The 15,942-nt window shown below is 40.1% G+C and carries 15 protein-coding genes; 4 read left to right on the forward strand and 11 right to left on the reverse strand.

Annotated elements, in window-relative coordinates:
• Nucleotides 1–61: 61 nt before the first annotated feature.
• The 6 genes from F896_RS09305 to F896_RS09280 form a co-directional block, all read right to left on the reverse strand.
• On the reverse strand, nucleotides 62–538 hold the full coding sequence (locus tag F896_RS09305) for a DUF6438 domain-containing protein (RefSeq protein WP_016163816.1): 477 nt from the start codon (nucleotides 536–538) through the stop codon (nucleotides 62–64).
• 149 nt (nucleotides 539–687) lie between these two features.
• A complete protein-coding gene (gene ispD / locus F896_RS09300) occupies nucleotides 688–1,392 on the reverse strand; it encodes a 2-C-methyl-D-erythritol 4-phosphate cytidylyltransferase (protein WP_016163817.1) in 705 nt (234 codons plus the stop codon).
• Nucleotides 1,376–1,747, reverse strand: coding sequence for a cell division protein FtsB (ftsB, locus tag F896_RS09295; protein WP_004806821.1), 372 nt, complete (start codon nucleotides 1,745–1,747; stop codon nucleotides 1,376–1,378). Before ftsB ends, ispD begins: the two co-directional genes overlap by 17 nt.
• Before the next feature lie 126 nt (nucleotides 1,748–1,873).
• Nucleotides 1,874–3,163 (reverse strand): phosphopyruvate hydratase, encoded by a 1,290-nt coding sequence (gene eno / locus F896_RS09290; protein ID WP_016163818.1) that lies wholly within the window; start codon nucleotides 3,161–3,163, stop codon nucleotides 1,874–1,876.
• 45 nt (nucleotides 3,164–3,208) lie between these two features.
• The gene (kdsA, locus tag F896_RS09285) at nucleotides 3,209–4,066 is read right to left on the reverse strand and encodes a 3-deoxy-8-phosphooctulonate synthase (RefSeq protein ID WP_005204020.1); all 858 of its coding nucleotides are present in this window, start codon (nucleotides 4,064–4,066) and stop codon (nucleotides 3,209–3,211) included.
• Between the two features lie 33 nt (nucleotides 4,067–4,099).
• Complete coding sequence (locus F896_RS09280; protein ID WP_016163819.1) at nucleotides 4,100–5,731, reverse strand: CTP synthase; 1,632 nt, start codon at nucleotides 5,729–5,731, stop codon at nucleotides 4,100–4,102.
• 370 nt (nucleotides 5,732–6,101) lie between these two features.
• On the opposite strand from F896_RS09280, the gene F896_RS09275 reads away from it, so the two are divergent.
• Nucleotides 6,102–6,575, forward strand: coding sequence for a hypothetical protein (locus F896_RS09275; RefSeq protein ID WP_016163820.1), 474 nt, complete (start codon nucleotides 6,102–6,104; stop codon nucleotides 6,573–6,575).
• A gap of 58 nt (nucleotides 6,576–6,633) precedes the next feature.
• On the opposite strand, the gene F896_RS09270 is transcribed toward F896_RS09275, so the two are convergent.
• From F896_RS09270 to F896_RS09255, 4 genes are all read right to left on the reverse strand, one after another.
• Nucleotides 6,634–7,719 (reverse strand): YheT family hydrolase, encoded by a 1,086-nt coding sequence (locus F896_RS09270; RefSeq protein WP_016163821.1) that lies wholly within the window; start codon nucleotides 7,717–7,719, stop codon nucleotides 6,634–6,636.
• A gap of 19 nt (nucleotides 7,720–7,738) precedes the next feature.
• Nucleotides 7,739–8,458, reverse strand: a complete 720-nt coding sequence (locus F896_RS09265) for an SGNH/GDSL hydrolase family protein (protein ID WP_016163822.1) — start codon at nucleotides 8,456–8,458, stop codon at nucleotides 7,739–7,741.
• 39 nt (nucleotides 8,459–8,497) lie between these two features.
• Complete coding sequence (locus tag F896_RS09260; RefSeq protein ID WP_016163823.1) at nucleotides 8,498–8,905, reverse strand: nuclear transport factor 2 family protein; 408 nt, start codon at nucleotides 8,903–8,905, stop codon at nucleotides 8,498–8,500.
• 71 nt (nucleotides 8,906–8,976) lie between these two features.
• Nucleotides 8,977–11,001, reverse strand: a complete 2,025-nt coding sequence (locus F896_RS09255) for an NADPH-dependent 2,4-dienoyl-CoA reductase (protein ID WP_016163824.1) — start codon at nucleotides 10,999–11,001, stop codon at nucleotides 8,977–8,979.
• Nucleotides 11,002–11,125: 124 nt separating this feature from the next.
• On the opposite strand from F896_RS09255, the gene F896_RS09250 reads away from it, so the two are divergent.
• The gene (locus F896_RS09250) at nucleotides 11,126–11,686 is read left to right on the forward strand and encodes a PadR family transcriptional regulator (RefSeq protein ID WP_016163825.1); all 561 of its coding nucleotides are present in this window, start codon (nucleotides 11,126–11,128) and stop codon (nucleotides 11,684–11,686) included.
• Nucleotides 11,686–12,606 (forward strand): alpha/beta fold hydrolase, encoded by a 921-nt coding sequence (locus F896_RS09245; RefSeq protein ID WP_016163826.1) that lies wholly within the window; start codon nucleotides 11,686–11,688, stop codon nucleotides 12,604–12,606. The genes F896_RS09250 and F896_RS09245 overlap by 1 nt, the downstream gene beginning before the upstream one ends.
• Nucleotides 12,607–12,653: 47 nt before the next feature.
• Here F896_RS09245 and F896_RS09240 read toward each other — a convergent pair whose 3' ends face one another.
• Nucleotides 12,654–13,697: a 3-deoxy-7-phosphoheptulonate synthase gene (locus tag F896_RS09240; protein WP_016163827.1), complete on the reverse strand. Its 1,044-nt coding sequence runs from the start codon at nucleotides 13,695–13,697 to the stop codon at nucleotides 12,654–12,656.
• Between the two features lie 615 nt (nucleotides 13,698–14,312).
• On the opposite strand from F896_RS09240, the gene F896_RS09235 reads away from it, so the two are divergent.
• Complete coding sequence (locus F896_RS09235) at nucleotides 14,313–15,887, forward strand: ATP-binding cassette domain-containing protein (RefSeq protein ID WP_016163828.1); 1,575 nt, start codon at nucleotides 14,313–14,315, stop codon at nucleotides 15,885–15,887.
• The last annotated feature ends 55 nt before the right edge of the window (nucleotides 15,888–15,942 follow it).

A 15,942-nucleotide genomic window follows, 5' to 3' on the forward strand; every position in this document is an offset into this window, starting at 1 on the left:
GCCTGATTGCGCTTATACCTATACTAGAATGCTAGTTTTATCTATTTTTGCAGCAGCGAGTTTAACGAACGAGATCTTCAATACCGATCAGTTTTGGTAATTTATCAATTACTTTATTCAACTCAGCATTTGCTGGAGAAATACATCCTGTGTAATGGCTAAGTTTTGTTACAGTACCATCAGGCTTTTTCCATGAGAAATAAGCACTTGGCTGGTCGGTTGCTGTTTCTTCACAACCAGTTGTCTTTACATTTGCACCCGTAGCTGGACGATAGGTTTTTAGTTCTTGCTGTAATTTCTTATAAACAGAAGGATCAACGGTTAAATCCTGGGTACCTGTTACTTTGGTGTATTGTTTACCATCGAAATGAACAGCGCCTTCAGGTGTAATCTCAACAGAATAGATTGGGCATGCACCAAAACATGGACTAGATGAATAGCGGATTGTTTCTTGCGCCGTATCCTGTGGTTGTTGAGGTGTTGTTGTGCAGCCAACTAAAGAAAAAGTAAAAAGGCCCGCCAAGAATAATTTTTTCATTTGTTGATCCGTTATAAAGTATGTTATTCAAATTTAACAAATCGTAGAAATTTTGTCATTTAGATTGATGTAAAAAAATGGAAAAATCACTTAAATCTACTTAGGCTATTTTGAATTAAATAAAAAAATAAGGCCTACTTTGAGGCGAATTAAGCGAGGTTCTGAGATTGAAGAATTAAGCGGGCAAGTTCTAAATCATCTGCATAGGTAATCTTGATATTATCTGAACGTCCCTGCACCACTTGTACAGGTTCTTTCACATATTCCAAAGCGCTTGCTTCATCAGTGATCACAATGTGATTGGCTAACGCTTTTTCAATCGCACTTTTAAGAATGCCCAGTTTCGCCATTTGTGGCGTTTGTGCTTGCCACAATAATTCACGGCTCACGGTTTTCTCGATCTGATTCTGATGAGCTACTTGTTTTAGCGTATCACGAACTGGAATAGCCAAAATCGCACTTTGATTCTGCTGCTCTGCCGCCTGAACTAACTGAGTTAAACAATCTTTAGTTACACATGGTCGTGCAGCATCGTGTACGAGAACCCAATCATCTTCATGGGCAATGTCAGATAAATAGATCAAGGCGTTTAAAACAGAATGTACACGTTCTGCACCACCCAAACAAAAATGCAGTTTGTCATTATTTTGAAAAGCGAGGGTTTCCGCAAAATTATCTTGTGCACCAATGGCAAGCACGCAACCAGCCAAATCTAAGGTGTTTAGGCGATTAACCGTATGTTCAAGTACAGTCTGATCCTGAATATACTGGTATTGTTTTAATTCAGTTTTTGAAAAACGACTGCCAGAACCTGCTGCTGGTACAACCGCCCACAGCTTAATCTGGGTTTTCATTGGTTGCAGTGTCTTCTTTTGCGTTTGGATCAATATAAATTGGTTTGTAATGGGTACTGATGGTACTCATTTGTACGAAGGTTTCATTCGGCTTGACCAAACCTAAATCTAAACGTGCATGTTCTTCAATGGCTTCACTGCCACTTTTTAAATCAAAAACTTCAGCAGCTAAAATACGATTTCGCTCTTTGAGCTCAGTATTAATTTCTGCTTGTTGCGTAATTTGTTGAGTTAAAGCTTGGTGAGGAAAATAACCACCCTCACCTAGCCAAAATTGATACTGTAAACTTGCCACCAAAGCGATGACAAGCACTAGAATCAACTTACTCGAGGTCGATCGAAACATCTCTATCATGAAAAATTCCCTACATCCTTCTTACAAGGAAGATCATCTGCAAATTCTATAGGATTATGAATTTGCAGAGTTTCTGTCTTTTGTAAAGAAAGATGATCAGAAGTATTCAACATAGATAAATTGACCTTAGTTTAGACCTTTGAATTCAGCTTTACCGCGGTAAGCTGCGTTCGTTAATTCTTCAATACGAAGCAATTGGTTATATTTCGCTACACGGTCAGAACGGCATAGTGAACCGGTCTTGATTTGACCAGCTGCTGTACCCACTGCCAAGTCAGCAATTGTTGAATCTTCAGTTTCACCTGAACGGTGTGAGATTACAGTGCTATAACCGTTTGCTTTTGCAAGGTAGATTGCATCTAGAGTTTCAGTCAATGTACCAATCTGGTTATATTTGATCAGAATAGAGTTACCTACTTTCTCATTAATACCGCGTTGTAAAATCTTAGGATTAGTTACGAATAAATCGTCGCCAACCAATTGGATTTTGTCACCAAGGATTGATGTTAAGTAGCTCCAACCTTCCCAGTCAGATTCATCTAAACCATCTTCAATCGAAATGATTGGGTATTGATTTACAAGACCAGCTAAATAGTCAGAGAACTGATTGCTTGTGAATGCTTTATTACCTTCACCAGCAAGGACATATTGACCATTTTTGTAGAACTCAGAAGATGCACAGTCAAGTGCCAGCATAATATCAGAACCAGCTTTGTAACCAGTTTGACCAATTGCTTCAAGAATAACTGTGATTGCTTCTTCGTTTGAGCGCAAGTTTGGCGCAAAACCACCTTCATCACCTACAGCAGTGTTTAAACCTTTTTTGTTTAAAACTGATTTTAGTGAATGGAAGATTTCAGCACCTGCACGTAATGCTTCAGCAAAAGAAGTGAAGCCTACAGGTTCAATCATGAATTCTTGAATATCAACATTATTGTCTGCATGCGAACCACCGTTGATGATGTTCATCATTGGTACAGGCATGCTCAAAGTCGTTTGACCACGTAGATCAGCAATATATTGGAAAAGAGGAATTTTCTTTTCATCTGCAGCAGCGCGCGCAGCAGCCAATGAAACAGCTAAAGTTGCGTTAGCACCTAATTTTTCTTTGTTTTCAGTACCATCAAGCGCGATCATCGTATTATCGATGTCTTTTTGTTCAAATACTGATTTGCCCACTAAAGCGTCACGGATAATCGTATTTACGTTATTAACCGCAGTTTTAACACCTTTGCCCAAATAACGTGCTTTGTCGCCATCACGAAGTTCTAAAGCTTCACGAGAACCAGTTGAAGCACCAGATGGTGCACATGCACGACCAACAACCCCAGATTCTAAAATAACGTCTGCTTCGATGGTTGGGTTACCACGAGAGTCCAAAATTTCACGTGCGCGGATGTCAACGATTTGGCTCATGAACAATTCCTCTGTTGAATGAAAAACAAGATGCAAATGATTGCATCAATGGGTGTCTAACTTTTTGAATCCTTTAACCAAAGTATCCAATTCTTTTAATTGCGCCAAGAATGGCTCAAGCTGAGATAAACGCAATGCACATGGTCCATCACATTTTGCGATTTCTGGCTCTGGATGTGCTTCCAAGAATAAACCAGCCAATCCTGTTGCCATGCCTGCACGCGCTAATGTCGTGATTTGGGCACGACGACCACCAGCAGAATCAGCACGTCCACCAGGGGTTTGCAATGCATGGGTAACATCAAAGAATACGGGTACATTCATTTCTTTCATGGTATCGAAGCCAAGCATATCAACAACCAAGTTGTTATAGCCAAATGCTGAACCACGTTCACAGAGAATGAGTTTGTCATTTCCAGCTTCCAAACACTTATGCAAGATATGACGCATTTCGTGTGGTGCTAAGAACTGTGCTTTTTTGATATTGATAATGGCTTGAGTTTTCGCCATTGCTTCAACAAGATCAGTCTGACGACTTAAGAAGGCTGGAAGTTGGATAATATCAGCAACTTCAGCAACAGGCGCTGCTTGGTAAGGCTCGTGAACGTCTGTGATAATGGGCACATTAAAATGCTTTTTAATGTCCGCAAGCCATTCAATCCCTTTTTCCAAACCTGGTCCACGATAAGAGTTTAGGCTTGAACGGTTTGCTTTATCAAAGCTTGCCTTGAATACATAAGGAATGTCTAGGCGTTTGCAAATATCAACATAAGTTTCAGCAATTTCAAATGCTAAATCTCTTGATTCCAGTACGTTCATTCCGCCAAATAATACAAATGGCAAATGATTTGCCATTTGTATATCGCCTAAACGTACAACTTCTTGTGGTTTTAATTGTGACATTTAAACTTTCCTAGTTTATTTAAAACTTAGTACTTACTTTTGATGCTGTTTTTTTGCAGCTTCGATGAAGCTAGCAAATAATGGATGTCCATCACGTGGTGAACTTGTAAATTCCGGGTGGAATTGTACAGCAATAAACCAAGGATGTTCAGGAATTTCTACAGTTTCAACTAAATGTTGTACTGATGAATAACCTGAAATTTTCATTCCTGCTTGTTCAAGTGCTGGAATAAAACGATCATTCATTTCATAGCGATGACGGTGACGCTCAGTGATTTCAGCTTTACCATACACTTCACGCGTCTTCGTACCTTCAACCAATTCTGATTTTTGTGCACCTAAACGCATGGTACCGCCTAGATCAGACTCAAGACTACGCTGTTGTAATTCGCCACGCTCATCTAACCATTCAGTGATTAAGCCAATCAATGGGTATTTCGTTGAACGGTTAAATTCAGTTGAACTTGCTTCTGGCATCGCTGCAACGTTACGCGCATATTCAATCACAGCCAATTGCATACCCAAACAAATACCAAGGAATGGAATCTTGTTTTCACGTGCATATTGAATAGCTTTCATTTTGCCTTCAGTACCACGCTCACCAAAACCACCTGGAACCAAGATCGCATCAGCTGTACTTAAAACGCTAATGTCTTGCTGTTCAAGCTCTTCAGCATTGACATAATCAATCTGAACTTTGACAAGGTTTTGGATACCCGCATGTAAAAGTGCTTCATTCACAGATTTATAAGCATCTGGAAGTTCAACATATTTACCTACCATTGCAACACGAACTGTGTATTCAGGGTTCAGTAATGCTTTAACAACGTTGTCCCAATCTTCAAGGTTTGCTTCTGGAAGGTCATTAAAGCCAAAACGCTCACAGATCAAGTCATCAACGTTTTGCTCGTAGAACGTACGTGGAATTTGATAAATCGTTTTCGCATCTTTACATACCACAACGGCACGCGCTTCCACATTTGTGAACAATGCAATTTTACGTTTAGTATCAACGTCAACATCATATTCAGTACGGCAGATTAAGATATCTGGCTGAATACCAATTGAAAGAAGTTCTTTCACAGAATGTTGAGTGGGCTTGGTTTTTAACTCAGCCGCAGATTTGATATATGGCAACAACGTTAAATGCATAAGCATAGTACGTTTATGACCAAGCTCTACCATCAATTGACGGACTGATTCCATAAATGGAAGTGATTCGATATCACCAACTGTACCGCCAATCTCAACGATTGCAACGTCGTAACCTTCACCTGCGCGAAGTACACGTTCTTTAATGTTGTCTGTAATATGTGGAATAACTTGAACCGTACCGCCTAAGTAGTCACCACGACGTTCTTTATTTAAAACGTCTTGATATACGCGACCACTGGTAAAGTTATTCAGTTTGGTCATTTTCGCACGACGTAAGAAACGTTCGTAATATCCCAAATCTAAGTCAGTTTCAGCACCATCCTCTGTGACGAAAACTTCACCGTGCTGAAATGGGCTCATGGTACCTGGATCGACATTAATGTATGGATCCATTTTTACCATAGTGACTTTTAAGCCACGAGCTTCCAAAAGTGCAGCAACAGAAGCAGCAGAAATACCTTTACCTAGTGATGAAACCACACCACCAGTGACAAAAATAAAATGGGTCATTGAGTTTCTCGTACAATCGAGCCGAAATCGGCCTACAATGTTGGGCAATTTTACTGTACTCTGCCCCTATAAAGCAAAGTCAAACCGCATCAATTCAAAGAACTATAAACAACTGGTTATTCTATCAGCATTTTCGATAGAAATTTATGGGTTTTGTGGATTTTTCATCCATAAATTACGATTAACAGGCCAAAAACACTTAAAGCTCTACCAAAAATCTTGCATTCTTCACTTTTAAATTCTTTGCTGCTCGTCTGCTTAATTGCAAGCATTTATAAAATATCAACAAACTCAACAATACGTAGTGATTTCTTCACATAGATTTACTGTTATAATTGCTGCTGTCCTTTTTTAATATGTTGTTTTAGCAATGGCGAATAAAAAACTTTTAATTTGTGCAGCACTTGCGACTGGTCTTTTATTAACTGCTTGTGTGAAAAAAGAAGAACCCAAAAACGAAGAGCAGCAAGAACAGGCAGCAACTGAGACTCAAACCCAGCCTGAGCCTGAAAAAATCCAAGAGTTCGAATCTTTAGAAAGTGTCGATAAACATGAAGCTCCAGCGCCTGTTGTAGAAACAACGCGTGAAGAAACACCAAATACAACGACCGAAATTCGTCGTGAGACTCGTCCAGCTCAAACAGAAACGCCTGCAGCAACACCAACTGAAGCTCCACGCGCGGAAGAGCCTAAACCTGTAAAAGCTGAACAGAAGCCAGCAAAGACTGAACAGCCTAAAGCAGAACAACCAGTGAAAGCTGCAAAATCATCTACACCAGCTCAAAGTGAAGATGACGCTGTCGCTGCTGCAATCGCTGCCGCAACACCTGCTTTAAACAACTAATTCATTCGTGAATCGTAAAAAGCCAGTTGCTTTCAACTGGCTTTTTTGTGTCTATAGATTAGTAGTTTTTAAAAAAGTCGGCCATCAAGCGTGAGGCCCAAGATTTCACTGTTAAACTTTCATAAAAACCACAATGACTTCCCTTTTTGGTCGTTACAACTGCAATATTATCCATTTGCTGGATCTGATCTTTATAGGGTTCCAAATTTTTAATTGAACAGACTGGGTCATCTTCCGAGTTCAGAATCATCAGTGGAATTTTGACATTCTCAAATACATAAATCGGATTGATGGCTTGGCAGTAACTCTGGTAATCCTGAAATCCAGCCATTTCAAAATATTCTTTTTCAAACTCTTCCAAGCTTGTAGTCGTCAGCACTTTTTCTACAGATGCAATTTGATTCCATGTGTTCTGATAAGGATAAATAAAGTATTTAAATAACTTCTTGGTCATCATTTTGCTATAAAAAGGATGCACATTTTTAAAGCCAATCTCTGTGTTATATCCTGGGCACATTGCAAAAGCAGCTTTGAATGGCGTATCTACCCCTTGCTCGCCTAAATAGCGTACCAAGAGCCCCGTACCTGCTGAAGAGCCAACGGCATATAGATCGGATTGTGGAAACAGGTTTTGAATATGCGCAAGTTGTTCTTTCAGATCACTGGTTGAACCAAAAAGCGAAATACGAGGCACTGGCATTGGCAATCCTGCATGACCACGGCGCAAACACAGTGCAATTCGCCAACCATTATATTCATGCAAATCTTTGACCAGTTCGCGCATACTTTCAGGTGTCCCTGTAATAGTATGCATAATCACAACGGTAGGTGTTTCGGCAGGGAGGTCATATCCATACCACGCAACTGCAGTGATGCCTCCATCCTGCATAATCAAACGATCAACGCGGTCATATTCAAGTTTAATGGTTTTCTTACGAATCACATCAAAATACAATAAATGTAGATGCGTATTACTGAGCCAAGGCGTAGGTCGATATTTTTGCTTTAACTGCGGTAATTTTTCCAAAACATCTTTAATTTTCCCTTTCGGGTCATAGTACATTTTGGGTTGCTCAGCACCGAGCACTGAATCAAGGAGCTCTGAGCCTAACATTTTAATTTTGTCTAAAGCAGATATACCCATATTCAATAACCGCCTCTATCTAAGCATGAGTAAATGTTTGTCGCACTAAAGTTGCGACCTGTTGTCCCCAGATGGCATAGATTTCTTTGCTTGGATGAAAACCATCGCTTGCCATCGGCAAATCCATTGCTTGAAAAGCTTCAATATCATATTGAATAAATCGAAATTGAGATTGTGGTGCCAGCCATTGTTGTAATGCTTGATTCATTTGTTCTGCATATTTTCCAAATAGCCAAGCCAAAGGATTAGGCAAAGCCGGAAAATGCTGCATTGGCGGCACACCCGATACAATAATGAGTTTAGGTTGAAACTGATTCTGTATATAAGTGAATAGCTGTTTTTGTTGTTTAAGCCAAGATTTTGCAGAAGTCAGTTTAGTTACATCATTGACACCAATTGAAGTGATAACAACATCATAGCACTGCTGCTCTAATAGTTGTACTGCTTGAAAAACCTGTTGCGTGGTATCGCCTGTTTTAGCATGCAATTTCCATTGCAACTGATATTCATGTTGCAGCTCAGCAATAATCGCTCCCGACAAAGCCTGTTGCTGGGTTTCAACACCAACACCCGCCGCTGCCGAATCACCAAGAATAAGTAAAGAAAGTGGCTGACCTTGACCAATGATGCCGTGGCGGTCGCCACTTGCTTCTAAAAGACATGGTGTATTGTTACGAACTTTCATACCCTGTATGACTAATATAGGCAGTAATGCAAAAGTTGAAAGTTTTAACCACATTTGAATTCTCTTAATATTACTTAGGCTATTTTGTAGACATCAATTTGGTTGATATTTGGCAAATCGTGCACCCATTTTCTCTGCCAATGCCGCCAAACCGCTCATCGGGCGAATCATCACTTCAAAATCAATGATTTTTCCTTGTTCATTAAAACGAATCATATCGATGCCCTTCAATGATTTACCACTAACATTGGCACTGAATTCCAACACCACATTTTCACCATCTTCAGTGTAAAATTCACGATGATAGGTAAAATTTTCAAACACCTGAATCACATTGGTCAAAATAAAGAAAACCACGTGTTTTCCTTCATAAGGGTTGTAAGCAACTGGTGAACGAAATACCACATCCTCAGCCAATAAATCATTTAAGTTGGATAGGTCACCTGTTTTAATCATCTGATGCCAGTTTTCTAAAGCTTGTTTTGTATTTTCCAATGTCATTGTTATTCTCCCTTGAGATTTAATGGATAAGTTAGGAGCACTTCCTCAATAGAAAGTGCTCCCTAGCATGTTTACAACGTTGCTGCTAACTCAGCACCTTGGCGAATTGCACGTTTTGCATCTAACTCGCCCGCTTCCTTGGCGCCACCAATCAAGTGAACACTTTTACCGTCCGCTTTAAGCTGATCAAACATTGCGGTATACGATTCTTGACCGGCACAAATCACCACATTATCAACCTCAAGCACACGACTTTGACCATCAACGGTAATATGTAAACCTTGATCATCGACCTTGTCGTAGCTTGCACCAGCAATCATTTTCACATCGCGATGTTTTAAGCCTGTACGATGAATCCAGCCTGTGGTTTTACCCAGACCCGCACCAACAGACGCGCTCTTTCGTTGCAATAAGTAAATCTCACGTTCAGACTTTTCTAACTCAGCCGGTTTTAAGCCACCCACATGTTCATAAGAAGTATCAATCCCCCATTCCGCATAGAATTTTTCAGGGTTTAAGCTACCGCTATCACCCTCATGGGTTAAATATTCTGCCGTATCAAAGCCAATACCACCCGCACCAATAATGGCAACACGCTTGCCTACTGATACACGCTCTTTCAATACTTGAATGTAGCTCAACACTTTTGGATGATCGATGCCTTCAAATTGCAATTGACGCGGCGTCACGCCTGTTGCAACCACAATATCATCGTAGCCTGCTTGGCTAAGTTCTTCATAAGTGGCTGTGTGGTTCAGTACCAGCTCAATATTCGGCTGTAATTCAATTTGACGTTTGAAGTAGCGTAAAGTTTCGTAGAATTCTTCTTTACCTGGAATAGTCTTGGCAATGTTGAATTGACCACCGATTTGATTGCTTGCATCAAAAACTTTAACTTTATGCCCACGACTTGCTGCATATACTGCAAAACTCAAGCCTGCTGGACCTGCACCAATCACTGCAATATTTTTAACCGCATTGGCTTCTTTAAAAATAAGTTCCGTTTCGTAACAAGCACGTGGATTGACTAAGCAAGTAGCAATTTTCATTGAGAAAATATGATCTAAACAGGCTTGGTTACAGCCAATACAAGTATTGATTTCATCGCTACGGCCTTCACTGGCTTTTAATACAAACTCAGGATCAGCCAGCATTGGGCGCGCCATAGACACCATATCTGCATGACCAGAAACCAATACATGTTCTGCCATTTCAGGTGTGTTAATACGGTTCGAGGTAATTAATGGAACCGAAACTTCACCTTTGAGTTTCTCTGTAACCCATGTAAATGCAGCACGTGGTACTTTGGTTGCAATAGTTGGAATACGCGCTTCGTGCCAGCCAATTCCTGTATTGATAATGGTTGCACCAGCTTTTTCAATTTCTTTCGCCAGTTGAATGACTTCTTCTAAGCTTGAACCCCCTTCAACCAAATCCAGCATCGATAAGCGATAAATAATAATAAAGTTTTCACCGACTAAATCACGGGTACGCTTTACGATTTCAATCGGGAAACGGATACGGTTCTCGTAGCTACCGCCCCACTCATCGTCACGGTGGTTGGTGCGTGCCGCAATAAACTCATTAATCAGATAGCCTTCCGACCCCATGATCTCAACACCATCATAACCCGCGTATTGTGCAAGCTTGGCGCAGTTGGCAAAGTCATCAATGGTTTGCTGTACTTCAGCTGAACTTAATGCTTTTGGTTTAATTGGGTTAATCGGTGCCTGAATCGCAGAAGGTGCAACAATCTCAGGCTGATAAGAATAGCGCCCTGTATGTAAAATCTGCATCGCGATTTTACCACCCGCATCATGTACCGCTTGGGTGATTACTTTATGTTTTTCTGCTTCTGCGATGCTATCCAGCTTAGATGCATGTGCAAACGTAAGACCTGCATCGTTTGGAGAAATACCGCCTGTTACGATTAATCCAACATCACCTTTGGCACGCTCTGCATAGAATGCGGCCATACGCTCATAACCTTGAGGTGCTTCTTCTAAGCCAACATGCATAGACCCCATCAAGACACGGTTTTTTAAGGTGGTAAAGCCTAAATCAAGTGGCTTTAATAAATGTGGATAAGCTGACATGGTTTCTCCTTTGGCTCGCACTCTGCTAGCTAATGCAACTTGTTGCATAAAGTTATAAACAAGATTTGATTTTTATGCAACATATTGCATAATTCTGATGAGTCATTTTTTATTATGGAACATCATGTCACTCGCCCATGTTTTATTGACCAGCTTATTGGAAAAACCAAGTACAGGTTTTGACTTGGCTCGTCGCTTTGACCGTTCAATGGGCTTCTTTTGGAATGCGACTCATCAGCAAATCTATCGTGAACTCAACGGGATGCTGAAAAAAGGATGGATTTCGACATTAGAACAACAAGCTGCCAACAGCCGTAAAAAAACTTATCAAGTTGAACAACTTGGAAGAATACAACTGGCTTCATGGATTGAACAACAAAGTGAACCCGCGCAATTGCGTGATGACCTCATGGTCAGGCTAAGAGCAGAAGCTCAACTCGGTGGCAATAATATTTTGCCTGAATTAGAACGCCATTTGTCGTTACATAAGGAAAAATTAAGCCTTTATCAAGCCATTCATGATAAAGATTTTAAAGATAACGAACCAACCAATCGCGTTTTGTTTATCCATAAGATGATTCTGGAACTTGGTATCATTAAGGAAGATGAATGGATAAAATGGTTGGAACAAATGATTCCTCAACTGAAAAAGTTTGAAGAAGCCAACAATAGTGGAGAAAAATAATGCCGTTTTATAGCATGTCCGATCAAGAAAAATTATTTGTGCGACGCGTTGGTGAAGGCGAACCTGTGCTCGTCTTATCCGGACTGGGCATGCAAAGCTGGCAATGGTTGCCTTTCTTATTTGCCAACCGCAAACAATATGAATTTATCATTCCCGACTGGCGTGGTTTTGGTGGTTCAAAGAATTGTGCGATTCCCGAGCTCGATGCAATCTCAAGTCATTGGAATGATGTAGACTCACTGATCCAACAATTAAAGCTCGATCAATTCATCTTGATGGGTTATTCCATGGGTGCAACCACAGCCATGCATGGCATGAAGCATGGCGGCTTAGCCGAGAAACTTAAGGCCTATCTGCATATTGATCAAACGCCTAAAATTGCGGTTGATGATTCTTGGCAATATGGTTTATTTGGTCCAAAGCATCCTCAATTTAAAAATCTATTACTTGAGATTCAAACGCTATTACTCGATTATAAACATGCTCAGAAACTAGAAGACTTACCCGATGATATCCGCTATAAGCTAGTCAGCTTATGGGGTGATTTCATTGAACTGCAAGGCAGCAATAACTATAGTCCTAAAATTTTCAAGCTCGCTTTAAACCGTCCATTCCTGCAAAAATACTTACTGCCAATTCAGCGTTTAGACTATCTACTTTGGTATGTCGAAAATTATCTTAATCATAATGAAGACTATCGTGAAGCCATCAGTCAACTCAGTTGCCCAACCACCTTCTTTATTGGTCGTGAATCTACGCTTTACCCAGAAACTGGCCAAACATTGATTGCTGAAAGCTTAAGCAATGCTACAGCGATTTATTTTGAACGTTCTGGACATACACCACTGATTACTGAACCTAGAAAATTCAGCCAAGAGATTGGTCATTTTCTTGCAGCTCAATCCATCCAAGCTGCTTAATTCTGCATGTATCAAAAAGCCAGTCTAAAGACTGGCTTTTTGATACATTATTTTTTATGTCGCATTTTCTCAGCAACATCCAACAACACTTGTGCAGTTTTATCCCAACCTAGGCAACCATCTGTGACCGACTGGCCATAGGTCATATCACAAGAAATTTTTTGATTGCCATCAACTAAATGACTTTCAATCATTACACCACGCACTTTCGATTCAGTACGCTCTGCAATAATTTGCTGTAAAACCTGAGGCTGTAATAATGGATCTTTACCACTATTACCATGACTACAATCGATTACCAGTGCAGGTAATTGTTTATGTTTGAAATGCATCGCTTGAATCGAAGCTAAATCATAGTTAGTCCCATGATTTGAACCACGTAAAATCAAGTGCGGTAATGGATTACCTTCACTATGCAAAATTGCTGGTAACCCCTGTTGAGTCATCCCTAAGAATTGATGACCATGCAGTGCTGATTGAATCGCATCCAAAGCAATTTGAATCGACCCATCTGTACCATTTTTGAAACCAATGCTATACGGCATATGACTGGCAATTTCACGATGAATTTGAGATTCGCTAGTACGTGCACCAATGGCACCCCAAGCCAATAAATCATCAAAATATCCTGTTGCCATTGGGCTTAAAATTTCGCTTGCGATTGGCAAACCTTTCTCGATTAGCTGCAAGTAAAGCGCACGGGATTTTTCTAAACCGAGTTGTAAGTCTGATGATCCATCTAAATTTGGATCATATAAGAAACCTTTCCAACCCACTGTGGTACGCGGTTTTTCGATGTATGCACGCATAACAAGGAAAATCTGATCTTTGACCTGTTCTTGTAATTGTTGTAGGCGATCAGCATATTCGAGTACTGCAATAGGATCATGAATCGAGCAAGGACCCGTAATCACCATTAAGCGATGATCATGTCCAGATAAAATATTCTGAATCGTTTGACGATGTTTTGAAATTTGCTGCGCTAAAGTTGCAGACAAGGGATACTGCGCTTTGAGTTGTGATGGCAAGCTAAGCATTGATTCTTTTGTATGTGTTTGTGGTTGTGTCAAAGCAGTATTTAAAGCATTCATTTTCAATTCCTTTGGACTGGCCTTCTTCGCAGTCCTATCATTTATTTGAGCAAGTGTGATCTAAGCGATGTTGATTTTTTTGCAAAGTAAAACCAAGAAATCTTGCTAAAATATGAATAATTAAATGTATACATGGTATTTCTCCTAAAATCATGATTGTTAAAGCATAAAAAAACCTGATCGGTGTTGCCGATCAGGTATTAACTGGTTGGGCAACCCTTTTGCTGCCCGAAACGCATCAGGCAACGATCAATATTGCCAAAAGTAAAAGTATGCGTTGGTATTTACAGTATGCTTTAACATATTTATTTCAAATATCTAAAAAACGGTGTCTAACTATTAAATTACGCACTATTTCAGCATTTGACAAGTACTTTTTATGTTTTTTTAATCATCGCTTCAAAATCTCAAAGTTTGACCTTTTGCCATTTCCCCCATAGAATAGTGTAAAAATAAACCAATTTGAGATCACGCCAATGAAGTAAGTTCTATTTCCATCATCAAAGTTCATTTTTCTTTTTGATGTGCAAAATAGACTTAGCTATCGTTTAGCGCTTCTTTATTCTAAAACTTATCTCGATCTCTATTTTGCATATCCTGTTTATGAGGTTTCTTATGACTCAGCAGGCATGTATTGTTTTCAACTTATCCCTTGAATTAGCCCAGCAAAAACTGTTTGACCATCTGAATTTCCAGCTTCCCCTGCATCAGTTCACCGGACTGATCGGACGCAATGGTCAAGGCAAATCATTGCTCATGTCTATTCTGCAAGCGCAAACAATAGCAGAGTTGCCCTACTCAGGTCAGATCTCTTGGCAACGTTCACATCAATATCTGGCTCAGCTTCAGCGTGTTCAAGCAGATACAATCGCTCAAGCTTTGCATATTGAGGATTTACACCAATGCTTTGAACGTATCCAACACGGTACTGCATCTTTTGCCGATTATGACCAAGTTGAACATCTGTGGCATTTACCAACAGAATGGCAACAGCTTTTGCAAGGTGCGGATTTACCGATAGATCTTGATACCCCTATTCAGCATTTGAGTGAAGGCCAAAAAACCAAACTCGCACTATGCCGCTTATTTCTACTCAAAGATCATTATCTATTACTAGATGAACCCAGTAATCACTTAGATACACGGGGACGAGAATGGTTGATCCAGCAGATGTTTCAACATCCGACAGGCGGGCTCATCATTAGCCATGATCGACAGCTTTTGGATCATGTACAAGGCATTTTTATGCTCAATCAGTTTGGCATACATTATTACGGTGGCAATTATGCGCTATATCAGCAGCAGCATCAGTTACAAGTTGAAGCATTATCAAATGCAGTGCAACAAGAAAAACGTGAATTAAAACAACTGAAAGAGCAGCAACATCAAAGTCAGATGAAAGCCCAAAAACGTCAAAAAACAGGTGAAAAGTTAAGGGCTTCAGGATCTCAAGCACCCATTTTACTGGATGCCAAGAAGGAACAGTCTGAGCAGTCTCTTGCCCATCTACGTAAACAACAGATTAAGCAGCTTGCAGATGCAAAAGATGAATTGCAGCAGAAGAAAATCCAACTAGAACATCTCAAATCACAATCTTTCGAATTTGTGCATACAGCCAGAAAGTCAGGAGAAATCTTACGTTGTCACCAATTACAACTCACTTACGCAAAGACAAAACTCATTGATCTTGCAATTACGGCTGGGGAAAAATTACATTTACGTGGTGCAAACGGAACAGGTAAATCAACCTTATTAAAAACCCTTCAAGGTTTAATATCGCCAATAACAGGAGAGATTTATTGCAAAGTAAATTCTGTTTATCTTGATCAGACCCTTTCGCTAGTCGATGACAATATTTCGGCACTTGAATATTTACAGCATATCGATACTGAACTAACGGAGCAACATGGGCGAACCTTATTAGGCAATCTTCAAATTAGAAGAGATAAAGCACTTATGCCCATCTCCAGCCTAAGTGGTGGTGAACGCTTAAAAGTCGCGTTGCTTGCTTTAAAGCAACAAGCGGTTGAGTTGTTACTTTTAGATGAACCCGAAAATCATCTCGATATCGAATCTCGTGAGTTACTCGCCCAAGCAATTCGTTCTTTTAACGGTGCTGTGATACTGGTGTCGCATGATGAAATTTTTGTTGAAGCATGCGGAATGACAGCAACTTATATCTTGGTATAGTTTTTTATTTTCAAATTCAGGCATGGCAAAACCATGTTCATGCCTGAACCAAACA

The sequence above is a fragment of the Acinetobacter genomosp. 15BJ genome (assembly GCF_000400715.1).
Classification (GTDB): Bacteria; Pseudomonadota; Gammaproteobacteria; order Pseudomonadales; family Moraxellaceae; genus Acinetobacter.